The 23,528-nt window shown below is 40.6% G+C and carries 16 protein-coding genes; 9 read left to right on the forward strand and 7 right to left on the reverse strand.

Annotated elements, in window-relative coordinates; translation table 11 throughout:
- Nucleotides 1–31: 31 nt before the first annotated feature.
- From MTF66_RS28680 to MTF66_RS28690, 3 genes are all read right to left on the reverse strand, one after another.
- Entirely contained in the window at nt 32–2,221 is a 2,190-nt protein-coding gene (locus MTF66_RS28680) for a fasciclin domain-containing protein (RefSeq protein ID WP_054201865.1), read from the reverse strand.
- 144 nt (nt 2,222–2,365) lie between these two features.
- Entirely contained in the window at nt 2,366–2,749 is a 384-nt protein-coding gene (locus tag MTF66_RS28685) for a hypothetical protein (RefSeq protein ID WP_010387586.1), read from the reverse strand.
- Nucleotides 2,746–3,051, reverse strand: coding sequence for a hypothetical protein (locus MTF66_RS28690; protein WP_054201964.1), 306 nt, complete (start codon nt 3,049–3,051; stop codon nt 2,746–2,748). Before MTF66_RS28690 ends, MTF66_RS28685 begins: the two co-directional genes overlap by 4 nt.
- Before the next feature lie 282 nt (nt 3,052–3,333).
- On the opposite strand from MTF66_RS28690, the gene MTF66_RS28695 reads away from it, so the two are divergent.
- Nucleotides 3,334–3,753 (forward strand): VOC family protein, encoded by a 420-nt coding sequence (locus tag MTF66_RS28695; RefSeq protein ID WP_010387589.1) that lies wholly within the window; start codon nt 3,334–3,336, stop codon nt 3,751–3,753.
- Between the two features lie 52 nt (nt 3,754–3,805).
- Here MTF66_RS28695 and MTF66_RS28700 read toward each other — a convergent pair whose 3' ends face one another.
- Both MTF66_RS28700 and MTF66_RS28705 read right to left on the reverse strand, forming a co-directional pair.
- The gene (locus tag MTF66_RS28700; RefSeq protein ID WP_248529379.1) at nt 3,806–5,386 is read right to left on the reverse strand and encodes a diguanylate cyclase; all 1,581 of its coding nucleotides are present in this window, start codon (nt 5,384–5,386) and stop codon (nt 3,806–3,808) included.
- A gap of 128 nt (nt 5,387–5,514) precedes the next feature.
- The gene (locus tag MTF66_RS28705; protein WP_109874170.1) at nt 5,515–6,393 is read right to left on the reverse strand and encodes an AraC family transcriptional regulator; all 879 of its coding nucleotides are present in this window, start codon (nt 6,391–6,393) and stop codon (nt 5,515–5,517) included.
- A gap of 185 nt (nt 6,394–6,578) precedes the next feature.
- On the opposite strand from MTF66_RS28705, the gene MTF66_RS28710 reads away from it, so the two are divergent.
- The 5 genes from MTF66_RS28710 (at nt 6,579) to MTF66_RS28730 (ending at nt 14,025) form a co-directional block, all read left to right on the forward strand.
- Entirely contained in the window at nt 6,579–7,724 is a 1,146-nt protein-coding gene (locus MTF66_RS28710; protein WP_054201862.1) for an iron-containing alcohol dehydrogenase, read from the forward strand.
- A gap of 188 nt (nt 7,725–7,912) precedes the next feature.
- Complete coding sequence (locus MTF66_RS28715) at nt 7,913–8,227, forward strand: hypothetical protein (protein ID WP_010387596.1); 315 nt, start codon at nt 7,913–7,915, stop codon at nt 8,225–8,227.
- 172 nt (nt 8,228–8,399) lie between these two features.
- A complete protein-coding gene (locus MTF66_RS28720; protein WP_138622523.1) occupies nt 8,400–9,653 on the forward strand; it encodes a TolC family protein in 1,254 nt (417 codons plus the stop codon).
- The gene (locus tag MTF66_RS28725) at nt 9,650–10,879 is read left to right on the forward strand and encodes an efflux RND transporter periplasmic adaptor subunit (protein WP_138622521.1); all 1,230 of its coding nucleotides are present in this window, start codon (nt 9,650–9,652) and stop codon (nt 10,877–10,879) included. The genes MTF66_RS28720 and MTF66_RS28725 overlap by 4 nt, the downstream gene beginning before the upstream one ends.
- A gap of 8 nt (nt 10,880–10,887) precedes the next feature.
- On the forward strand, nt 10,888–14,025 hold the full coding sequence (locus tag MTF66_RS28730) for an efflux RND transporter permease subunit (RefSeq protein WP_138622519.1): 3,138 nt from the start codon (nt 10,888–10,890) through the stop codon (nt 14,023–14,025).
- A gap of 63 nt (nt 14,026–14,088) precedes the next feature.
- On the opposite strand, the gene MTF66_RS28735 is transcribed toward MTF66_RS28730, so the two are convergent.
- Nucleotides 14,089–15,321: a TMEM143 family protein gene (locus MTF66_RS28735; protein WP_138622517.1), complete on the reverse strand. Its 1,233-nt coding sequence runs from the start codon at nt 15,319–15,321 to the stop codon at nt 14,089–14,091.
- A gap of 145 nt (nt 15,322–15,466) precedes the next feature.
- On the opposite strand from MTF66_RS28735, the gene MTF66_RS28740 reads away from it, so the two are divergent.
- The 3 genes from MTF66_RS28740 to MTF66_RS28750 all read left to right on the forward strand — a co-directional run bounded on the left by MTF66_RS28740 (nt 15,467) and on the right by MTF66_RS28750 (nt 19,695).
- Entirely contained in the window at nt 15,467–16,051 is a 585-nt protein-coding gene (locus MTF66_RS28740; protein ID WP_248529380.1) for a YqaA family protein, read from the forward strand.
- A 64-nt stretch (nt 16,052–16,115) separates the two neighbouring features.
- Complete coding sequence (locus tag MTF66_RS28745; protein WP_138622554.1) at nt 16,116–17,015, forward strand: GGDEF domain-containing protein; 900 nt, start codon at nt 16,116–16,118, stop codon at nt 17,013–17,015.
- A 76-nt stretch (nt 17,016–17,091) separates the two neighbouring features.
- Nucleotides 17,092–19,695 carry a DUF2339 domain-containing protein gene (locus MTF66_RS28750; protein WP_248529381.1) on the forward strand — a complete coding sequence of 868 codons (2,604 nt, stop codon included), beginning with the start codon at nt 17,092–17,094 and terminating at the stop codon, nt 19,693–19,695.
- 35 nt (nt 19,696–19,730) lie between these two features.
- On the opposite strand, the gene MTF66_RS28755 is transcribed toward MTF66_RS28750, so the two are convergent.
- Nucleotides 19,731–23,171: a PAS-domain containing protein gene (locus tag MTF66_RS28755; RefSeq protein ID WP_138622513.1), complete on the reverse strand. Its 3,441-nt coding sequence runs from the start codon at nt 23,169–23,171 to the stop codon at nt 19,731–19,733.
- Nucleotides 23,172–23,528 lie beyond the last annotated feature (357 nt).

A 23,528-nucleotide genomic window follows, 5' to 3' on the forward strand; every position in this document is an offset into this window, starting at 1 on the left:
ACTCCTAGCTTATCTCACAGTAAAATTTAATTTATTTGGCCGTTGTGATCACTGTATCTATTAAGTGAACAACCCCATTACTTGTATAAATATCAGTAGTTGTTACATTGCTACCCGCTACTTGTAATGATGTAGCCGGTAAGCTTACTTGCCACCAAATATCGTTCACAGCTTGGCCATTATTCTGACCTGCTGCCGTATCACCTGAGAAGGTATATAAAGGACGACCAAGATAAGCGACTTGCATGCTGTCATCTGAGCGAGCAATTAACGATAAACCTGGCACATTTTCAATTGATGCTGCAGTACCAAGAACCGGTGGCCACGTTGTTGCACAAGCTGCTTCACACGTGCTCATTGCCTCGCCTAAATCATTATCAAATACATAAACTGTTTTGCCTGGCATGGCGTCGGCCATACCCGTTACTAAACGATTATTAGTTGAATCGTAAGCAATGCTGTCTGTTGCTGTGTTTTCTGTGCTGGTAAAGTCTACAACGTTTACACTTAGCATGTTATCAGCAAGGGTGGTCACCGTTTTACCATTGGCTGCAAACGCATCAGTACTGCCTACTTGAGCGCCTAAAACATGTTGAGTCAGTACACCTGTTAGTGCTGTCGTATCAGCCAATAAAGCCTCTAAATCAGCCGTAGGAATTTTGCTAAATGCAGCATTTGTTGGTGCAAATACCGTAAATGATTGAGTGGTATCGTTAAAGGTATCTACTAGTGATGCTGCTTGTAGTGCAGTGACCAAAGTAGATAATGCGGGTGTTTCAGTAGCCACAGTAGCAATTGTTTTAGTCGGAGTCCCAACTTCTGCCGGTGGCATAATCACTTTATTTAATACATGAATAACGCCGTTACTGGCGGTTACATTTGCCTCTGTGATTGCTGAATCATTGATAAATAGTGAGCTGTCTACATAAGAAATAGCTGCCATGTCGCCATTGGCCATTTCTATCTTGTTGCTGTTACTATTGGCAATACTTACTGCGTCATCTGATAAAACTGTTGCGTCAGGAAAAACATGGTACAGCAAAATATCACGAAGCGTATCTGTGTCAGCTAGTAGCGCATTAATTGTATCCTGACCGAGTGCAGCAAATGCAGCGTCTGTAGGAGCAAATACACTAAAAGTATTATCTGGGTCGGCAACTAGTGTATCTAAGCCTGTTGCTGTTAGAGCCGCGAGAAGAGTCGTAAAGTTACCATCAGCGCTCGCTATGTCAGCAATTGTGTTAGTACTTTGAGGTAAAGTAACATCAGAAATAATAACCGAATCAATTACATGAATGACACCATTAGTGGTCATAATATCTTTTACTACAATATTGGCTCCGCCAAACGATAGCATGTTTGTTTCTGCGTTTATCGCCACTGGAAGGGTATTGCCAAGTAGCGTTTCTGCTGATTGACCGTTAAGAGACATTGCAGTAACAGAATCAACTGATCCTACAAGCACATGCTGCTTCAAAATATCGGCTAAAACGGTGGGATTAGCCAGTAACGTGTTTAAAAAGTTGCTACCAATTGCCTCGAATGCAGCATCCGTAGGGGCAAATACGGTAAATTCTGATGATTCATCGGCAAGTGCTGAAGTAAGGGATGCAGCGTCAAGAGCAGCAAGTAATGTACTAAAATTGCCAGCTTGTTGAGCTGTTTCAATGATATTATTAGTTGGTGCTGTTTCTGGCACTGTTTTTGGTGTGAGCACCGCGTCAATAACATGAATGATTCCGTTGTCGGTCACAATGTCGGTCATTGTTACTGTGCTGGTATTTACTAATAAATTCTCACCATTTAAAGATAAAGCAATGTTTTGCCCGTTAACAGTCTCTACAGTGCTGCCCGCTAAGCCAATAGCTGTTTGCGCGTCTACTCTGCCAGCGATCACATGGTAAGTTAAAATAGAACTTAGGGTGTCTGTATCAGCTAATAAGCTATTAATGGTCTCTTCGCCTAATAAAGCGAATGCATCATCGGTAGGGGCAAATACAGTATAGCTGGTAGTTAAATCATCGAGAGTTTCATCTAGACCGGTTGCTTCTAGTGCTGCAACAAGAGTGGTGAACTCTTCAGAGTCCTGTGCGGCGTCAAAGACTGAGACGGCAGGTTGTGGGTCTACAGTTACTGGAGCGTTGTTATCGTCATCACTACTACAGCCTTGAATAAGTAACAAGGGAAGTATGATAGCACCGAGCTTAAATACTTTATTCATAATTGTTCCTTTAATCGAATGTTACAGTGTTACAGCTTTGTGAATTCTACGAAGCTATTAACAGTGTTGATCAAAAAAACATGGGTTATTTTTATACAATTTAATAGGTGTAAGATTTTATTGAATTTTTATTCAAGAAAACGTTTAAATTTTAGTTTTTTTACTGCGTGGTGCGCCAAGTAAAATAAATACATGGCAAATACACACAGATAGAAATGCACTAATTCCCAAAGCGCCACCAAAACCATCAAGAATAGGCACTAGATAGGCAAAAAACAGTGAAAATATAATTGCTGAACTGGCAAGCGTATACACACCAAAACGGTGGGGAGCACTCATTCCAATAAATGTGCCGCCAAAAAAGACGATGCTATATAGCTCAGCGTTAAGGCTCAGCTGCGCAAAAATCAAATAGGCAATAATCGATAGAGCTGCAGAGGCTCGGATCCCATCAAAGCGATTATGTTTAGCCAAGTAAAAGGTTAAAAACGCCCCTAGCAAAGCAAGTAGCGGATAAATAAGCGTCATATTACTAACTCCTTGGCCAAAACAAATAAGGCGACGCTAGCAAATGCAATGCTACCTAATCGTCCGCCAAACCCCGCAAATACATTAATGGTGAGTGTGTATAAAACAGCACCAATGGCAGAAATAATCGCAATTTCCCAGTATTCATTAATTAAACTAGTGGAGCACATACCGGCAAAACTGCCTGCATAAATAGCTGAATAGGGATGGTTTTTGTAATCTGCAGGGAATGGAATAAATGAACCGATAAGCCCCGTTAAACCGGCAGATACAACAATAGGCAATGCGAATGTGGTATGCATTAAAAAACACGACAAGCAGCCGATAAAAAAAGTGATGAATTTTAAAAGTATGAATTTAGTCATGGCGCGCACATCATAATGTATCAGTTTTAGCTTTAATAGTTAAAAACTGATATTTAAGACTAAAATCGATAAACCGCAGCTAAAAGGTGAATTATTACTGTTGAAAATTAGCGATACGCAATGAATGACTAAAAATAACACTGTTAATGTTCTATAAATTGCAAATTATGTATAATGCAGCATATTTCATATATTAAAAGTTATAACCTAAGGTAATTTATGTCTAACTGTTTACATCTGGCTATCCCCGCTGGCGATCTTGAAAAAGCGAAAACGTTTTACTGTGACGTACTCGGCTGTAAAACCGGCAATAGTGAAGCGGGACGATGGGTAGACATTGATTTTTGGGGTAACGAATTAACTCTACATCAAAGTGTTGAGCGTTTACCTACGGTACGTCATGATGTTGATATGGGTGCAGTGGCTGTTCCACACTTTGGTATTCATTTATCAGAAAGTGAGTTTCAAGGATTAAAGCAACGTATTGCTGATGCCGGTCTTGAATATTTAGATAAACCTTACCGTCGTTTTGTTGGTGATGAGTTTGAACAAGAAACGTTTTTTATTGAAGATCCTAACGGTAACGTGCTCGAAATGAAAACTATGGTTAATCCTGAGGTTCTATTTAAAAAGGGTTAAGCTAAGGCTATAGCAGAGCTAGCCTTACTGGCTAGCTCACGTTTTTATGCTTTTAAACGGCGGCTGCTACTATTTTTTCAGCTTGCTTTGCCTTTCTTTCCAATTTCTGTTTATACATTGCTTCATCACCTGCTTTTAAAACTGTGTCTAAGTTATCAGGTGGCTGAGTATAGCTAGTTTGCCCAACACTGGCGTAAATAGAAATGGTATGGCCCTGATGCTCTATAGTTAACTGGTTTAATTTTTGTTCTAAGGTGTTAACTCGCTGGTTAATTTTTTCGTTGCTATTAAACAATGCCATGGCCACAAATTCATCGCCCCCTAAGCGACCAACGGCATCTTCACTGCGCATATGTTGACTAAGAGACTCTGCAACTTTGCACAGTACTTTGTCGCCCACATCATGACCATAAGTATCATTAATTGCTTTAAAACGGTCTAAATCTATGTATAAAAAGCACAAAACGCCTCCTCGTTGCTTATGCTCTGCTAGTAAGTCGTTTGCTTTTAAGCTCCATCCGCGACGATTGTATATATGACACAAATGATCAAAGTTAGCGTGTCGTTCAGCCTGTTTTTTTGCATAACTCAATCTTTGAATTCGTCTACCGACGGCAATAGCAAGTAATAAAGATTCAATTGTAAACGCAATAACAAATCCATAGCGTTGAATGAACGGGCTGTAATCGGTTAGTAGTACCCTAAAAATCATACTAATACACACACTTGCCAGTGCTATAAATACCAAGCTTGCTTCATTAACACCGTACTTTGTTTGTATGGCGCTGAGGATAAAAATAGTGATGACAATAAATAATGATAAATAGCCTGTTACTGCAGAGGTAATATTGGTTATAAGTGGTAGATCGAGCGCTATTTTTTGTAAGCATAAAGTCAGTACGCATAAGGCGGCTACTTTTAGTGTATTACTTATCTTAGGAAAGTATTTAGGTAGCTCCAATATAGCGCTCATAAACCATGTGGCACTCACTATAGTTAAACCGATACTTAACGTATAAAAATGGCTAACGTACGCAGAGTAGTGCTGTTGTTTAAATAAATAAGGCTGTCCTTCTTGAAAGAATATAAAGCTAGCGATGCAAAAAATATAAATGCCATACAGTTTAAAAAGAGGGTCTTTTATGCCGTGACCTATAATTAGTGCATAAAAAATAAGCGTGGCGCAAAGACCATAAAAAATGCCAAAAATAAGGTTGTAGCGTTGAATTTTTTCGACAAAAGGCTGTGTATCTGACCAAGTAAAGCGTGGGGTATAAGCCGCAGAAGTGGTAATCATAAGCTGTGCAGTAAAAACGCCTGGGTCCATTAAAATTGCCACCTGATTGGTTTTTAAAGGTGTTTTATATGCTGAATTTTGCTGCCACGAAAAGTCTTTAAGTGCAGGGCGAGTAAATGAAAATACCCCGCCTTGCTTTAAGTTACAGCTTAATTCAAGATGATTAATACCATTTTTAAGTTTAATATTTGAGGCAACTTCTTTGGATAAAGACACCGAAGTATTGGTTGCTCTTGAGCTGAGCTGACAACGTTCTTGCGCATAAGTAACGCTACTAAATAGCATAGCAAAAGCGCATATAAAAATGCTAAACCTAACCACCTGAGCGCCTAACATGCTAAAAACTCCTTGTCATATCGTACGATATATCATTACTAAGTAGACGAATACTTTTAAGTCATATTAACAAAGTCTAATGATAAAGTATTTAAATAATAACTTGCGCAAAAGTAAGTTAGTTTTAATCACACATGTATTTCACTGGGGGTTTTGTTGAAATGGCGTTTAAACTCACGGCTAAATTGTGACGCACTGGTGTAACCTACTTTAAATGCGGCCTCATTTGCTTTACTGCCAGAGGTGGTTATTAATTCTTTTGCTTTAGCTAAACGCACTTTTTTTAAATACTGCAAAGGGGATTCAAACGTAACTTGTTTAAAGGCACGATGAAAAGATGACACACTCATGTTCACTTCTTCAGCTAAGTGCTCTACGGTAATAGGGCTTGCATAATCACTATGTAATGTTGATAAGGTACGCGCTATGCGTGCGTAATGGCCATCGTGCATTGCAAGTCCAATTAAAGTGTTGCCTTGAGGGCCACACAGCACCCTATATACTAATTCTTTAACTATATCGTCACCAAATACCTCAGCCTCAAGCGGATCGTTTAACACTGTTAACAGTCGATGGGTAACTTGCTCCATAGCTAAATCTAAAGTGGCGCTTTGTACGGCTCCGCTTTGTGTTAAAGGAGTTAAAATAGGCTTATGTTGCATCATTTGGTTAACCAGTTTGTGCAGCATGGCTGGGTTTATATCAATTGCTATCCCCATTACTGGTAAATCGTTATCAGTAAACGCTTCACATTCTAGTGGTACTGGCACTCCCAGTACTAAATAATCGCCTGCACCATACTGTATTTGATGCTCAGGAAAGTGAATAACTTTATGTCCTTGGCCAACAATAATAATACCTGAATTATAAATAAGCGGCTGACGCGCTGAGCTTTTGGTGGCGCGATGAAAGTACACCCCTGGAATAATAGTTTCCATGGTACCTTCAAAGCTGAGCAATTTATTATGCTCTGCGTATTGTTGTAACAAAGTGGCGATGGTCGTCATAAGAACAGCTTAAATTAACGGTATTTGGCATAAAATAACAATGCTGATAGTTTTAGGCAAGCTTTTGACAGGTATTAGGCTTTTTATATATGCGCTATGCCATTATTATGCATCTATCAACACTTTATTTGTTTAAGAATTGATAAAGTGTTTAGTAATTAACCGTCCCCTTTAGGAGCAAAATAATGAAATTTAGCTACGTAAATCCCACTTTAATTCAATTTGGTCAGCAACAAATTGCCGCACTTACTGATTTGATCGCAAAAGATCAAAAAGTATTAGTTGTGTACGGTGGCGGTTCTATTAAAAAGAACGGCGTGTACGATGAAGTTGCAGCAGCACTTGAAGGTTTTGATTGGGTAGAGTTTTCGGGCGTAGGTGCCAACCCAACAATTGAAGTGCTAGACCAAGCAGTAAAAATTTGTAAAGAACAAGACATCGATTTCGTATTAGGTGTAGGCGGCGGCTCTGTAATTGACGGCGTTAAATACATTGCAGCATCTGCTGTATATGATGGCGAAGGTTGGGATATCCCTACAGGTAAGCATACAATTACCAGCGCATTACCTATTGGTGCGGTACTTACATTGCCTGCAACCGGTTCTGAGTCTAATCAAAATTCAGTAGTAAGCAAAGAAGCAACGAAGCAAAAACTACCGTTTGCATCTCCAGAAGTATTACCAAAATTTGCCATTATGGACCCTGATGTAATGAAAACATTACCGCAGCGCCAGCTTGTAAATGGTTTAGTAGATGCATGGGTACATACCTGTGAGCAGTACCTAACATTCCCAGAAGGTGCACTTGTTCAAGAAGGTTATGCAGAGGCACTGTTAAAAGCGCTTAAAACATTGGGTGATAACTTTGAAAGCCAAGACGATGCATGGCGTGCAAATCTTATGTGGGCAGCTAACCAAGCACTTAATGGCTTAATTGGTTCTGGCGTATCGCAAGATTGGGCAACCCACATGATTGGTCATGAATTAACAGCCGCCTATGGTGTTGATCATGCCCGCTCACTGGCTATTGTTCAGCCTTCTTTACTGCGAAATCAATTTGCAGTTAAAAAAGCAAAACTAGAACAAATGGGCAAAAACGTATTTGGTCTTGCACAAACAGACGATTTAGCAGAGCAAACAATTCAAGCGATTGAAGCGTTTTACCACAGCCTTGACGTAGCAACTGAGCTTACTGAGCATGGTGATGACAAAGCGGCTGCCATTGATAATATTATTGGCAAGCTTGAAGCGCATGGCATGGTTGCCCTTGGAGAAAACCAAGCTATTACGTTAAAAGAAAGCCGTGAAATTTTAGAGCAAGCGGTTGCTTAATAACGGTTAATATTGATCCCTAACATTGGTTAGCGGCTTTTTGCAGCAAAATAAGATTGAATGAAATAAAATTTTATTTTGCTGCATTACTTTTTTTGATGTTTTCAGGTACAGTATTGAAGAAAATAATATTTAGATGAGTAATGAGCTTATCTAATCGTGTGTTTCAATAGGGAATTCGTTTAACTGTGCGTTCAAATCGTTTTTTAATTGTAATGTTACTTGTGCTTGTGCATAGCTTTATAAGCTGTGACGGCGCCGCGTACCATTTACAAGAAGACGTTGACCACGTAAATAGCTCATTATCGCAACTAGGTTCATCTGCTGATGATAGCGATAATGCCCCAACAACAGAAATACATGCTCACCAGCATTGCCACAGTGGTTATAGCCACAGCTCAAATCACTCAATAACTCCCGAGAAAAGTAAACCAACTTTAGCGATATGCTATCACGGCTTACATTATCCACCAGACGTACCGCCACCGAATTCATTTAGCTAGTTCTTAATTTAATTTCAATTAATTACTGTGCTTTTAGCTGCCTACACATAAGTGTTTTATGGGCCGTTATAGGCATGTTTAGATTGCTGAGCAATTTACACTGTCGCTATCTTTTGCGTAGGTTGTGAATGGTTTGCAAGTGAACTCTGTTTATTAAAAACGGACAAGCTATATGAATAAAAAATCAATTATGTTGGTGGTGATGCTGTGCACGCTGCCTGCTTTTAGTGCGTTTGCAAATGTTAAAACACTAACTCTAAAACAAGCGTTGATAAATACCGAGCAACAAAATCCGCTATTAAAACGCTACCCTTATCATCAAAAAATACTCAGCGCGCTTAAATCTCAAGCTGCACTTTCGCCTAACCCTATCTTAAATATAGAAGCTGAAAATCTGCTGGGGACAAACGATGCACGTGGTGTGCAAGACGCTGAAATAACCTTGGCATTTAGCCAGCTTATAGAGCTTGGAGATAAACGCCAAAGCCGTATAAATTACGCTACGGCAAACATTAAAGCCCAAGCAATACAATATCAAAATACTCGTTTAGCCTTATTGGCAACCACTGGTGAGCGGTATTACGAGGCGCTTAAATTTCAAACTTTACTTTCTCTCAATAGCGAACGACATCAGGTTGTAAGCCAAGCACTTAAAGCAATAACGCAACGAGCTGATGCCGGCGCTGTATCGCAAGCGGATGTAACCCGTATGCGTTATGCGCTTAGCCAAGTTGAGCTTGATAAAGCTAAGCTAAATAGCGAATTTGAGCGAGCACGTTTATCGCTCAATGAGCTATGGAATAAGCAACATGATTACACGGATTTAGCTGGGAATATTAATACATTAATGCCGCTTAGCTCTGAGCAAGGGTTACTTGATGCGGTTAACCAAGCGCCTGATTTTGCTATGTTACAGCAGCAATACTTACAGCAAGCGGCCAACTTAACGCTGCAAAAAGCTAATGGGCAAAGCGATATTAATATAGGTGCAGGCGTGAGCTACAACCAGCAAAACAATACCAGTTCGTTGCTGTTTTCGTTTTCAATGCCGTTGCAATTGAGTAACTCAAATAGCGGTAATATTGAAGCCGCTAACAGTCAGTTAGCATTGTTACGTGAGCAGCAAGGACTGTTACGGGTTCAATTACGTCAGCAAGTTCGTACTTTGTATGCCTATTACCAAGGTAAGACATTACAGGCACAGTTGTTATCTGGGCAAGTTATTCCCCAAGCCCAAACACTCATTGAGCAAAGTTTAAAAAGCTATCAACGCGGACAAATTTCGGTGTTGCAATTGCTCGATGCTCAACAAGCTCTTTTTGACTCTAAACGCGCGTTGATTAACACATATGCAGCGTTATATCAGACCCATCTCGCACTTGAGCGTTTAACTGGCCAATCTTTAACTGAGACTTTTCAATCATGAACAACACTTTTATCGCATTATTAGTATTTCTCTCGTTTGTAGCTAGCTTAACAAGCACACATGTATTTGCCTCAGCAGAACATGACCAAACAGAGCAAACCCAAAAACAAGGTCCACACGGCGGCTTTTTATTAACTAACGAAAAGCTCACTCTTGAGTTAAAGCTGCAAGAATTGGCAGGTAAAGTTGAGCTGCGCGTATATGGTTATGAGCAAAAACAGCCGGTAGATATAAACGATTTAAGTATAGAAATGAACTTAAAACGCTTAGTAGAAGCGCCACAAAAAATACAATTTACCCGTGAGAATGGCTACCTTGTTAGCACGCAACCTATAAATGAACCACATTCATTTGAGCTTTTGATTACTGCCAATTATAAAGGTGAGCGCGTTACCTTTGAGTACTCTCAGCACGAAGGCCGCACTGTGATTAGCGAGCGAGCAATTAAAGGTGCGGGCATTAAAACAGAGATAGCACAAAGTGGCGAGGTTGATATTTCCGACACGCTGTTTGGTGTTATTGCACCGACACAGCATGGCACAGTAGAAATTATGGCGCCATATACCGGATTGATCAGCGATATTTTTGTCAGTATTGGTCAAACCGTTCAAAAAGGCGATGTACTGGCCAGCGTCACCAATCGCGAAACTTTGCAAAACTACAGCATTAAAAGCCCTATTAGCGGTGTGGTAACCGAACAATATTTAAAGCGTGGCGAACTGGCAAGTGCTCGTGCGCTAATGCAAGTCGTGAACCTTGATAAAGTATGGGTTGAGCTCTCAGCCTTTCCTGAAAATATTGAAAACCTAGCCATTGGTCAAAGCGCTATCGTTTACGATTTACATCATCATTTAAATGCCCAAGGTAAGGTGTTTTTTATAGCACCTATGATGACTGGCGGGCACATTGCACGTGCCCGTATTGAGCTTAATAACCCAGATGGTCATTGGCGTCCAGGTATGCATGTTAATAGTGATGTCAGTATCGATAAAGTTAATGCCCGCGTGCGTGTAAAGCCTGAGGCTATTCAAGAGTTTAATGGTATGACGAGTGTGTTTGTGCGTAAAAATAGTGTATTTGAAGTACGCCCTGTTACTTTAGGCGCAAAAAGTAGCGAGTGGGTTGAAGTGATCGCGGGTTTAAGCCCAGGTAACGAGTACGTCACAACCAATAGCTATGTGATCAAAGCCGACATTTTAAAAAGCGGCGCAAGTCACGCACACTAGGAGGTACCATGATTAACTGGATTGTTTCTTTTGCGGTTAAACGCCGCATGATGGTACTGGCACTAACATTTTTATTTGCTGGGTTTGGTGTGTATAACATCCAAAACTTAGCGGTAGATGCTGTACCCGATATTACCAATGTACAAGTGCAAATTAACTCTAAAGCGCCTGGTTTTACGCCGCTTGAAGTTGAGCAGCGTATCACTTACTTAGTCGAAACAGCGATGGCGGGTATTCCTAAGCTTGATTATACCCGTTCGCTTTCTCGCTATGGGCTTTCTCAAGTAACCATTATTTTTGATGAAGGCACCGATATTTATTGGGCGCGTCAACAAATTGGTGAGCGTATTCAAAGTATTCGCGCCGATTTACCTAATAATGTTGAGCCAAACCTTGGACCTATTGCCAGTGGTTTAGGTGAAATATTTACCTATAGCGTGCATGCAAAACCCGATGCGTTAAAAAGTGATGGTATGCCTTACAGCGCCGAAGATTTACGTACTTTACAAGACTGGGTTATTCGTCCGCAGCTTTTAAAAGTAAAAGGCGTAACCGAAATAAATAGCCAAGGTGGCTTTGAGCGCCAGTACCAAGTTGCGCCCATACCAGAAAAGCTCATCGCTTATAAGCTAACAATCAAGGATGTTATTAGTGCACTTGAGCTTAATAACAGCAATCGCGGAGCCGGTTATATAGAGCGCTTTGACGGCCAATATTTAGTGCGCTCCCCTGGGCAATTAAAAACATTAGCGGATATAGCAAACACCGTTATTGCTAAGCGTGATGATGCTCCTGTACGAATTAAAGACGTGGCAAATGTATACTTAGGAAAAGAACTCAGAACTGGCGCGGCTACTTATAATGGCGAGGAAACCGTATTAGGCACGGCGATGATGCTAATTGGTGAAAATAGCCGTGTGGTTGCCAAAGCCATGGCTGATAAGCTTATACAAGTACAAAAAAGTTTACCTGCAGGGGTTATTATTGAGCCTGTTTATGACCGCACCAATCTGGTTGATAAAACCATCGCCACAGTACAAAAAAACCTGTTTGAAGGTGCGGTATTGGTCATCGTTATTCTGTTGTTATTGCTTGGGAATATCACTGGTGCGCTTATTACCGCCATGGTTATTCCGCTGAGCATGCTATTTGCTATTACTGGCATGGTGGGTAATCGAGTCTCGGGTAACTTAATGAGCTTAGGTGCAATCGACTTTGGATTAATTGTTGATGGCGCGGTGATTGTGGTTGAAAACTGCCTTCGTCAATTAGGGATGGCTCAACATAAACATGGCCGCTTACTTACGCTCAGTGAGCGTTTAGAGGTTGTCACTTCAGCCACCAAAGAAGTGTTTAGCCCCGCCGTATTTGGTATTTTAATTATTATGTTGGTGTATTTACCGCTATTTGCGCTCAGTGGTGTTGAGGGAAAAATGTTTCAGCCTATGGCGTTTACCGTGGTTGCCGCGTTAATAGGTGCACTTATTTTTGCTGTCAGCTTTGTGCCAGCGGCTATTGCCGTATTTGTGCGTGGTAAAGTAGATGAAAGCGAAAACGCAGTAATGCGTGGCGTTAAAAAAATCTACAAGCCACTGCTTAACTTATCGCTTAAATTACCGTGGGTGATGGTGAGCATTGCCACGGTTTTAGTATTAGTGCTTGGCTTTAAAGTTAAAAATATGGGCGCCGAATTCTTACCGCAGCTAGATGAAGGTGACATTGCAATGCATGCGTTGCGTATTACTGGCACCGGTATTGAACAATCGGTGCAAATGCAAAAGCAGTTGGAGCAGGCTTTATTAGAGCAGCCTGAAATTGCGAACGTATTTTCAAAGATTGGCACTGCAGATGTCGCCAGCGATCCTATGCCACCTAACGTTGCCGACACTTTTTTAATGTTAAAGCCGCGTGAGCAATGGCCTGATCCGTCACTAAGTAAAGACGCGTTAGTGCAGCAAATTCGTCATCGTGTGAATGAGATACCGGGTAATAACTATGAATTTACCCAGCCTATAGAAATGCGCTTTAACGAGTTAATTGCCGGTGTGCGTGCCGATGTAGCGCTGCGTATTTACGGTGACGATTTAGCCATACTTAAACAGTTTGGCGAAAAAGCCACTGGTTTAATGCGAAATATTACCGGTGCTACTGATGTTCGTTTAGAGCAAATGGAGGGCTTGCCCACACTTTCTGTTACCCCAATGCGAGACCATATGGCGCTATTAGGATTAACCGTAAACGACATTCAACAAACCCTTGCCGCTGCTTTTGGTGGAGTGCAAACAGGGCTAATTTATGAGGGTGATAAGCGCTTTTCGTTATTAGTACGCTTAGATAAGCGTTGGTCTGATGATGTCTCTGTGCTTGCGCGTTTACCTATTGCGTTACCTAAAAGTAGTAACCCTGAGCTTGCATTTGTACCGCTTGGAGAAGTGGCTACAATCAGTATTGAAAAAGGCCCTAATCAAATAAATCGCGAAAGCGGCAAGCGCAATGTGGTAATAACAGCTAATGTAACAGGACGCGATTTAGCCAGCTTTGTAAGCGATGCCCAAGCGACTATGAACGCACAACTTAACCTACCCAGTGGTTATTGGCTTGAATACGGCGGTACGTTTGAGCAATTACAATCGGCGAGTAAGCGTTTGTCGTTGGTAGTGCCTGTGACTTTATTGCTTATTTTTGGCTTACTTTATAGTGCCTTTGGCTCGCTGCGTGATTCACTGATTATATTCAGTGGCGTACCACTGGCACTAACCGGTGGGGTATTAGCATTATTGCTACGAGATATGCCGCTTTCTATTTCAGCGGGTGTGGGATTTATTGCTCTAAGTGGGGTTGCGGTATTAAACGGTGTGGTGATGCTGTCGTTTATTAAGCAGTTACGAAATGAGGGATTAAGCTTATACCATGCAATACATAGCGGGGCATTACAGCGATTACGCCCAGTGCTAATGACCGCGCTTGTGGCTAGTTTAGGGTTTATTCCTATGGCGCTAAATACCGGTACCGGCGCTGAAATACAACGGCCTTTGGCAACCGTGGTGGTAGGTGGAATTATGTCATCCACTTTGCTCACATTGTTAATTTTACCAGCACTTTATAAATTAGTGCATGCAAAATTTAAAAAGCAGCAAACAGCCTAAATTAGGTAATAACGTAAAAAGCAGCTGAAGTGTCAGCTGCTTTTTTGTTAAGTAAGGAGTTGCTTAGTTATATTGAAATAGGCTATCCCAGCGCTCATCTAATATGGCTTTTGCGCGCTCTAGATTTACCGCGTTATATAGGGTGTTTGTGCAAGTTACTAAATGCATACGTTCAAGCTTTTCAAGCGCGTCGCTAATTTCAAAATCTAGCTCGCATTGGTACTTGCTTTTAAACCACGTCTCTATCTGCTCATCAAGTGCGTGAGCACTTAAGCCATTTTTAGATTTTAGTAAAAAAGTGTAGGCCAGTAGGGCTTCTTTTATGTCTTCTTCTTCGGCGGCGTCTATTAGTGTATGAAAAACACCCGCGTTGTTATCAAGGTTTTTAAAGTACAGATTATCGCTCAGCGCTTTCATAAATTTAATTTTACGGTTTTTAAATTTACTCCACTCTTTAAACACAAAACTGCCAAATACGCCAATACCAATGGCTAACGTAATAAAGTGCTGCTGAGTCATGGTAACGGCTTTATCACTAAACCCTCCCCAAAATGTAAACAAAGCAAACAGTAAAAGTAATGAGGCGCCCAGTTTGGTAACTAATACTACCGCACCGCCAATAAGTGCCGATGAGCCAATAATCACTTTATCAATAGAGCGCATTCGTACTTCGCTATTAGGAAATAGCATTTCTAAGTCAGCTTTTGGCACATTTTGAAATAGTTTTACTATGGTTGAGCTGGGCTCAAACCCCATAGGTATTTTGTTTTTTGATTCAAAATAGGCTTTATCTTTAAAGCGAATAAATACTGCTACGCGGTCGTAGTTGGTAAAATGCAGTGGCTTTTTACGTAACCCCCAAAAGCTGGTTATGGTTTCGGTGAGTTGCGACTCGCCTCTGCGATAAAAAACCACTTCTTCAAAATCCTCAAACTCTACCTCAAGGCGAACTTTAAAAAGCGATTCTTCGTTTAATGCATCTTGTAGGTCTTGATGGGTGATCACTTCAAAATTAGCCGCATTTAATACGTTGGCGAAATCTTTAGCAAAATCTCGTTGGCATTGAGCTTTTTGCTCATCAGTCACGCTGTTTATTAAACGAGTATCGCTATTTGGATCAAAAGGCGCGTAATTGTTTTTTAATGACTCAAGTGTGCCATGGTACTGAAAGTGAATTAAGCTGGCTAAAAGTTCACAAAGCTGCTTAAAAGAAGTTTGTTGGTCTTTATTAAGCTCTTTGGCGCACATTGTAATGATGTCGTGTTTTCTAAAGGGAATGTAGCGAGCAGTTTGCATATTGTGAAAATTTTAAAAGTATAATGGTATATAAAGATAATAAAGCAGTCTTATAATGATTACTATGTTGACTGTATTTCTTCAGGTAGCATTAACCTTATTATGAGATGATTTAGTCACTTACCTAATTGCTAACAGGACGTTTATGGCTATACAAAAAAAGCTCAAGCAAAAAACACGTCAGTTTATTGAGTCTAAAAATATGTTGGGTGGGATTACTATCGCCTCATTTTTAGAATCCACCATAGTGCCCATTCCACTCGAGGCGGTGCTGGTACCACTTATGCAAGCACGACGAGAAAAGCTCTGGCAAATTGCCCTTATGGCAACACTAGGCTGTATTGTAGGTGCGCTATTTGGCTATGCTTTAGGCTATTACTTATTTGATATAATTGGCGATTGGGTTATCAATACATTCTCAAGCCCTGAGCAGTTTGAAAACGTAAAACAAAAAATGCAGGCACAAGGATTTTGGTTTGTATTAAGCCTAGGCATCGTGCCTATTCCGTTTCATATTGCGATGCTAGCCGCTGGCGCAACTAAGTATTCTCTGGCGCTGTTTTTATTAGCAAGCGCTATTGCTCGCTCTATACGTTATTTTGGTTTAGCAATAGTGGTGTATTATGCGGGCAATCAAGCTGAACGTATTATCAGCAAGCACAAAACTAAGACCATGATTGGGTTAACTATTTTAGTTGCAATTGGCTGGGGTGTTAGCACATTAATTTAAATTAATCAGTTTTAGTTTATGGTATAGTTTTTAGCAACAATAATAAGTTTAAATACAGCCTATGATGAATCCGGAAAAAGTGAGCCTCAAGCTCAGCCGTTTTGTAAAAATTACCAGATTAAACAAACTGTTAATTTTAGCTACGCTGGCGTTTATTATTGGCTTTTCAATTTTTTCGTTAATGCGCTTTCCTTTATTGGATTTCAAGCAAAATCTCTACGGCTTTACCACTGACTTTATTAACTTAGTGGTTATTTTTACAATTTTCTTTATGGTGCAATGTTCACAATTAGCTAAAAAAGCCTACGTGTATGTCAGTATCGGTTTAATGTTATGGATTGTAGCATCTACTGCCGATGTGCTTGATGAAGTAATACATCAGCCTCTTTGGATAAGCAATTACGTAGAGGATTTATGTCGCACATTGGGTATGTTAATTACCGTTTATGGTTTATTTAAAACCATGCACTTTATGCAGCGAATGCACACTCGGTTGGCGCAAGAATTTATCATAGATGATTTAACTAAAGTGTATAACCGACGCTGTTTTTATCAGCATGTGAAGGAGGTTGTTAATAATCCTTACACTGTTTTAATCATAGATCTTGATCATTTCAAACGTATTAATGACGATTTTGGCCATGATGTGGGCGATCAGGTGCTTAAACAGTTCGCAGATAAAGTGAACTACCTCTTTAAAAATGAAAATATTTTTGCTCGCATAGGCGGTGAGGAGTTCGCCGCTTACCTACCTAGTTATGAGCTTGATGAAGTGCTTAACTTTGCGCAGACTATTCTAGAAACTGCTCGCACTATTACAGTACAAAATCAGCGTTCTTTAACGGTTAGTATCGGTATTGCGCACCGTAGCAGCGATCAGAGCTTTGAAAATGTAATGAAACGTGCAGATCAGGCATTATACCGAGCTAAAAAAGCAGGCCGTGATCGCCTTGAGGTTGCTTAAACATAGTAATTTTATAAAATAGATTTCGCTCATGCTGTTTTTGGGGACTTGTGTTGCGAGATAAAAAAGGGACTGTATGGATGAGTTAATCGGATTAGCAATTATTGTATCTATTGCGATTGTTGCAGGGGCTATTTGTGGATTAGTGGCCTTAGTGCAATTGAACACCCTTAAACAAGAGGTTGCAGTATTAAAACTAAAACTATTACAGTTCGAGTTAAGCTCAAATGCAGCAAAAAATGAAAAATCCTCCGCTGACCCTCAAGTAGATAACGCAATACCTCTAAACCGCTCAGATATTCGTGCTGCTGTTAATAAACCAGCGAGCATTAAACCTCCACCACCTCGTAAAACGATAACTAAAAAACCATCGAGTATTGAACTGCTTTTTAAACAATTACGTGCAGGCTTTGAACAAAACTGGATGACCTGGATTGGTGCTATTGCTTTGGCTTTAGGTGGCGTGTTTTTAGCAAAATACAGTTTAGAGGCGGGGCTACTTTCACCTGCAATGAGGCTCAGTGCCGGTGGATTATTTGGCATTGGCTTAATTGCAGCTGCGTATTATTTACATTATAAACGTATCGTTTTTGAAGGCTTTAATAATTACATTCCTGCAGCCCTTGCCAGTGGCGGCTTTATGACTTGTTTTGCCTTAATGTTTTTGGCCTATAACAGCTTTAGCATGCTAAGTGCTGAGTGGGCATTTATTGGCTTAGCAGTTATTGCTGTGTGTGCTAGTGCAATGGCAATAAAGCTAGGCCCTTTACTTGCTGTAATAGGCATTATAGGCGCTTACAGTGTCCCTGTTTGGGTAAATACGGGCAGTGGGCAGTTATTTTCTTTGCTTATTTATGTTGCCCTTGTGAGTGTTGCCGCAGCAGTTGTGGCACATAAAGTACAGCGAGTGTGGTTGTGGTATTTACTATGGGTAGGGCATATTGGCTGGTACTTGGTTGGACTCACTCTATTTAACTACGACACAGTGTGGTTAATAGGCGCTTTTGCGTTGTTAAGTATTTTAGGATTAATCGCTATTGCACGCTTAGGCTTGGGCTTTAACACCCTTGAAGTACGCCCGCACAGCTTTAAACGGTTAGTTAATTTATTTCCAGACCACGGTTTGTTACTGGCATTTATTGCTCCTTTAATGATTGCCATGCTGTTGAGTGTGTTTAATTTACAATGGCAAATCGTAGCGTTATTAAGCATCGCTTTGTTACTATTTTTAGTGTTAAAAAATAGTCGTTGGGATGTATGGCAGGGGGTCTCTTTAGTGGTTGCGCTGTTACTAGTGGTCAGCGCTAAACAAACTTATGCCTTTGATGACGCGTTTTTCATTTTTAAAAAAGAATACGGGCTAGGCTTATTACTTGCTCTTGGGTTAAGTGGCTATGGACTCTATTTTGGTAATAAATACCCAAAACGATTAGCTTTTCATTTGCTTGCTTCATTAAGCTTGTTTGTATTGGTGGGCACTTTGTATGCGCTGATCCCAAATACGGCTTTAGCAACCGCTTATCCACTTTGGGCGGTATTGCTATGTTTAATGAGTGCGGCGTTAATTAAATTTACACAAAATAATACAACTTTATGGCAGCGTTTTAGTTATTGGGTGGGGGCAAACGCCAATATCACCTTAGCAATTACAATGTTACTGAATGATAGCGGCCTTACCATTGCACTGGCTGTTCAAGTATTACTGCTGAGCTTACTGATAAAAAAATACAATGTGGCTATGCCACACTGGCCAATAAAAGCCCTTGTGGCAGCATTACTTTTACGCCTTACCTTATCGCCGTGGACGCCTAGTTATGATGAGCTAAGCATATTTGGTTTGCATTGGAGCTTAGTTGTTTACCCGCTGTGTATTGGGTTATTTTTTGCAGCGGCTAAATGTTTTAATACTTCAAAACTAAAAATATGGCTTGAAGGAGCAGCACTGCATTGTTTAGCGTTATTTGTGACAACCGAAACCAGTTATCAACTGGTAGGTCACTACCCTCAGCTGTTTTCTTTAAGTTTTTATGAACAAGTATTGCTCAGTTGTAACTTGCTTGCTTTAGGCTGCGTTTATTTATATCGCGCGCAAAGTGCAGGGCAGCTGGGTAAGTTATACCGCACTGCAGGTTTTATTTTATCAGCGTTAGCTGGCTTGTTGTTAATCAATACAACGTTGGATGATAATCCGTTATTAATGCGTCTTTATGTTGGTGAAACACCAATATTTAACTGGATACTTTTAATTTGGTTCGTCCCGAGCCTGCTGGCGTTATGGTTAGCGAGTTTAGTTAAACCGTTAAATGCTAAATTGAGTCAAATTACACTCGGTGTGTCTGGTTTATTAGCCCTGTTAGCTATCAATACCTTGATCCGCCAATATTGGCAAGGTGGCTTTATTTATCTTGATAAAGCAACCAGTGATGCCGAACTATATAGCTATTCGGTTATTTGGTTGTTACTCGGTGCACTGGTGGTGATAGCCGGGCATTTAAAACAGCAGCGGTTACTGCAAAATGTTGGTTTAGGTATTCTTGGTGCAGTAATCGTTAAAGTATTTTTAATTGATATGGCAAATTTAACTGGGCTTTTAAAGGCATTATCGTTTATTGGTTTAGGGCTTTCGTTAGTCGGGCTTAGTTGGTTGTTTCAAAAACTCAGAAAGCGCAGTCATAGTTAACCCAGTACTTACTGGGCTTAAACTCTTATTAATCGTCAAGTACTGTGATTCAGCAGTGCTTTAAGTTTGCCTGGTTTTACTGGCTTACTCAGGTAATGAATATTTTCGGCTTTGGTGGTTTGTTTTAGCTCGGTGTCACGCACAGCGGTAATTAAAATAGCCGGAATATCGCTTTGCCAAATCTCGCGTAGTGCTTTAATTACAGTAATCCCATCCCAATCATTACCTAACTGATAGTCCATTAAAATAACATCAGGTGCGCTTTGTTCTTTTGCATAAGTTAACACCGCGTCCACTTTATCGAATAGGGTGTAATTTGCCTGCCAGCGCTTCATTAGGCTGGCCATGGCGGCAAGGTTTTCAGGGTCGTCGTCAACGGCAATAATATTTATCGCGGCGCGGTTGTCGACTATATTTTGACTGCTTTGTTTTTGCTGTACTAATTGCGCATCACCATAAGGCACTTCAATGCTAAATCGGCTGCCTTTATTAGGTACTGAAACCACATCAATCGGCAGGCTCAATAAATCAGCCATACGTTTAACCACCCCTAAACCTAAGCCAACGCCTTTATTATCGCCCGCTTCAATTCGGTAAAAGTCGTTAAATATTTTTGCTTGTTCAATACCGCTAATGCCAGGGCCGGTATCCCATACTTCAATCCGTAAACTGTGTTTTCTGTTTCTACAAGCAATTAATACACGGCCATTTTCGGTGTATTTAATCGCATTAGACAGCAAGTTTTGTAGTATTCGACGCAAGTAAGTAATATCGCTGTGTACTATTTGTTTATTTGAACGCACTTTAAATGAAAGCCCTTTATCGCTCGATAAAATCGCATATTCGCTTTTAAGGGGGTCTAAAATATCATCAATGCAAAAGTGACGAGGATTTGGGGTCATCGCCCCTTGCTCTAGCTTGGCAATTTCTAATAAAGCCGACATTAAATGCACGGTGGAATCGAGGCTATCACCTAGCTTATTAAAGTTATTTTTATTGGTGCTATCTAACTGAGTTTCATCAATGGCGGCGAGGTATAATCGTGCCGCATTGAGCGGCTGTAAAATATCATGGCTAGCCAGTGCTAAAAAGCGGGTTTTACTATCATTTGCCTGTTCTGCTTCGCGTTTGGCTAAAGTAAGTGCTTGCTCTGTTTGTACGCGACTATCGATTTGTGCTTGCAGGTTACTATTAATGGTTTGCACCTCTTGGGTACGCGCTTCAATACGGTTTTCTAAGTCCATATTGATTTCTTCGAGCGCATTTTGCGTACTAATATGATTGGTAATATCAGAAAAGCTTGTTACAAACCCCCCATCAGGCAATGGGTTGCCTATCATTTCGTAAACTTGGCCATTACGACGATGGCGAATAAAGTGATGTGAACTGCCATTTTTTAAATGCTGAACACGCTTATCAACATGGCGATCAATTTCACCGGGGCCGCATTCACCGCGCTCTGCGTTATAACGGATTATTTCTTCAATGGGCTGGCCAACTTGTAAAAAACCTTCAGGGTAATTAAACATTTCGCTGTAGCGCTTATTCCAAGCAACGAGGTTGAGATCTTTATCCACCACAGAGAGTCCGTGGCTTAAGTTTTCTAGTGAAGTAAATAATAAGTTTTGATTAAACTGCAGTGCCTGTGTGGTTTCATCAAAAAAGTTTACCACTTCTTCAAACGCCATGCGTTTCCCAGATGATACTGTATGAATAAGTGCTTGCGCAGAGGAAGCACCTAATACGCCTGTCAGTGCGCGTTCGCAGTAGGCAATAAAGTCAGCGCGAGGGTGTGCGTTGTTGTCGTTTAAATCATGATGAAGTGCGTAATGCGATAAAATTTGTTGGCTACGCTGAATGCCTAAAAAGGTTTGCAGTAAAATTTTAAAGTCGTATACCGTGGCTTTTACGTTTTTATTTAAGCGACGAGATAAAATGGCCTGATCTTTGGGATTAACAAATGCCGCCGCTTGAATTTTATCAATTAAGCGCTCTTCAGCTCCTAGTGAAAAGCTAATGTAACAGCCAATATTAGCAAACAACGCGATTAAGGTGCCTCTAGTTATAAGCGTTTGCTGTAGCTCACTGTCTAGTGGGTTAGGGGCTTCTAAAATAGGCAGCATTAAAAACAGTACCCAACAAATGACCCCTGCGAGTAGCCCGGCATAAACACCATAAGCATGGCCTTTTCGCCAATATAACCCACCCACAATAGCAGGCAATAATTGCGACACCAATGAGAAAGCCACTAACCCCATACTGGCCAGCGCACTGCCACTACCAAACCATTGCTGATAGAAGTAGGCTAAAATAAGCACCCCAGCAATGGTAAAGCGGCGCACCAATAAAATGCGGGATTTATAGCTGCTGGTGATTAAATTACGTTTAAATTTACGACGCAACATTAAGGGTAGCACCACGTCGTTGGAGATCATGGTGCTTAGCGTAAGCGTTGCAACAACAATCATGGCTGTGGCAGCAGAAAGCCCACCTATAAACACAAAGGTGGTTAAAAAAGCGTTATCGTGCAGCATAGGCAGTGCCAGTACAAAGCTGTCAGGTGATAAACTACGACCAATTTCTGGATGAATAGCAGCGGTGGCTATAGGTAAAATCATTGCAGCGGTCAATAACAAGTACAATGGAAAAGCCCAGCGAGCAGTAAATAAATGGCGCTTATCTTGGTTATCAACCACGGTGACATGAAATTGCCGTGGCAAACAAATAATAGCGGCCGCCGCCATCAGCGACTGACCTACAAAGTTAAAGCTAAAAAAGTCAAACTGCGCCCAATGCAGCCAAATTGACTCGGCGACTTGGCCAGAACTTTCTGCGGGTAAATTAAATAAGCTATATATTGCAAGCCCTGCTACAGCAGCCAGAGCAAACAGCTTTATTAGCGACTCAAACGCCACAGCAAGCATTAAGCCTGAGCGGTACTCGGTTACATCAACTTTGCGCGTGCCAAAAAATATAGCAAATAGTGCCATCATTAAAGTGGCTGATAACGCCAAAATATCCCCAGATATTTGATTACTATTTTGCAAAAGTAAAAAGCTGGAACTAAGCGCTTTTAATTGCAATGCGATGTAAGGAATAGTGGCCAATAAGGCAATAATGGTCACCATAATTGCAGTGGTTTGGCGTTTGCCGTAACGCGCTGAAATAAAGTCGGCAATAGTGGTGATATTTTGTTTTTTACTCACCAATACCAGTTTACGTAAAAAGCCTTGGCCGAAAAAAAACAGTAAGGCGGGTCCTAATAAAATAGGCAAAAAGCTCCAACTACTAGTAGCAGCGGTACCTACCGAGCCATAGTAAGTCCACGAAGTACAATAAATCCCCAATGCAAATGAATACACAAATGGGTGATGACTAATGCGCTTGGCAAGTGGGGTGGTCTTATCACCCCAATTTGCCAGCCAAAACAGCACGCCTATGTAGCCAAAGGCAACAATGAGTAGTACAGCTGTCATGTTTATTTAACCTCGTAGAGTGTTTTTATAATTTGTCATAACTATACCCAAACTATTTCAAGATGCGAGCGCCAGTTGGAGTTTGCTTATTAACAATACCTAGCTGCAAATAAAGTAGGGGGTATACATTTTGTTTATGTTATCTATAAATAAAATAAAGCTATGATATTTAAGGGTTAATTTGTTTTTGTCTATTTAGTTAGACTAATGTCTTATTCCCACGGTTTGTTTTAATTTGGCTAAAAACTTCAGTTATCAAAATTCATTAAGCTACTGAAATTCAAGTGGTTCATGAGTTGTTTGCTAATTGATCAAACGCAGTTTACGAAAACGTTAATATGTTGTTACGACTATTGT

Source organism: Pseudoalteromonas sp. 2CM39R (assembly GCF_023161845.1).

Excerpts from the sequence above, each read along its gene's own strand:
- MTF66_RS28720 (WP_138622523.1), top strand. The coding sequence starts at position 8,400 with ATGAATAAAAAATCAATTATGTTGGTGGTGATGCTGTGCACGCTGCCT.
- MTF66_RS28690 (WP_054201964.1), bottom strand. The coding sequence starts at position 3,051 with ATGCATACCACATTCGCATTGCCTATTGTTGTATCTGCCGGTTTAACG.
- MTF66_RS28730 (WP_138622519.1), top strand. The coding sequence starts at position 10,888 with ATGATTAACTGGATTGTTTCTTTTGCGGTTAAACGCCGCATGATGGTA.
- MTF66_RS28740 (WP_248529380.1), top strand. The coding sequence starts at position 15,467 with ATGGCTATACAAAAAAAGCTCAAGCAAAAAACACGTCAGTTTATTGAG.
- MTF66_RS28725 (WP_138622521.1), top strand. The coding sequence starts at position 9,650 with ATGAACAACACTTTTATCGCATTATTAGTATTTCTCTCGTTTGTAGCT.
- MTF66_RS28710 (WP_054201862.1), top strand. The coding sequence starts at position 6,579 with ATGAAATTTAGCTACGTAAATCCCACTTTAATTCAATTTGGTCAGCAA.
- MTF66_RS28700 (WP_248529379.1), bottom strand. The coding sequence starts at position 5,386 with ATGTTAGGCGCTCAGGTGGTTAGGTTTAGCATTTTTATATGCGCTTTT.
- MTF66_RS28685 (WP_010387586.1), bottom strand. The coding sequence starts at position 2,749 with ATGACGCTTATTTATCCGCTACTTGCTTTGCTAGGGGCGTTTTTAACC.
- MTF66_RS28680 (WP_054201865.1), bottom strand. The coding sequence starts at position 2,221 with ATGAATAAAGTATTTAAGCTCGGTGCTATCATACTTCCCTTGTTACTT.
- MTF66_RS28745 (WP_138622554.1), top strand. The coding sequence starts at position 16,116 with ATGAATCCGGAAAAAGTGAGCCTCAAGCTCAGCCGTTTTGTAAAAATT.
- MTF66_RS28695 (WP_010387589.1), top strand. The coding sequence starts at position 3,334 with ATGTCTAACTGTTTACATCTGGCTATCCCCGCTGGCGATCTTGAAAAA.
- MTF66_RS28735 (WP_138622517.1), bottom strand. The coding sequence starts at position 15,321 with ATGCAAACTGCTCGCTACATTCCCTTTAGAAAACACGACATCATTACA.
- MTF66_RS28755 (WP_138622513.1), bottom strand. The coding sequence starts at position 23,171 with ATGACAGCTGTACTACTCATTGTTGCCTTTGGCTACATAGGCGTGCTG.
- MTF66_RS28750 (WP_248529381.1), top strand. The coding sequence starts at position 17,092 with ATGGATGAGTTAATCGGATTAGCAATTATTGTATCTATTGCGATTGTT.
- MTF66_RS28705 (WP_109874170.1), bottom strand. The coding sequence starts at position 6,393 with ATGACGACCATCGCCACTTTGTTACAACAATACGCAGAGCATAATAAA.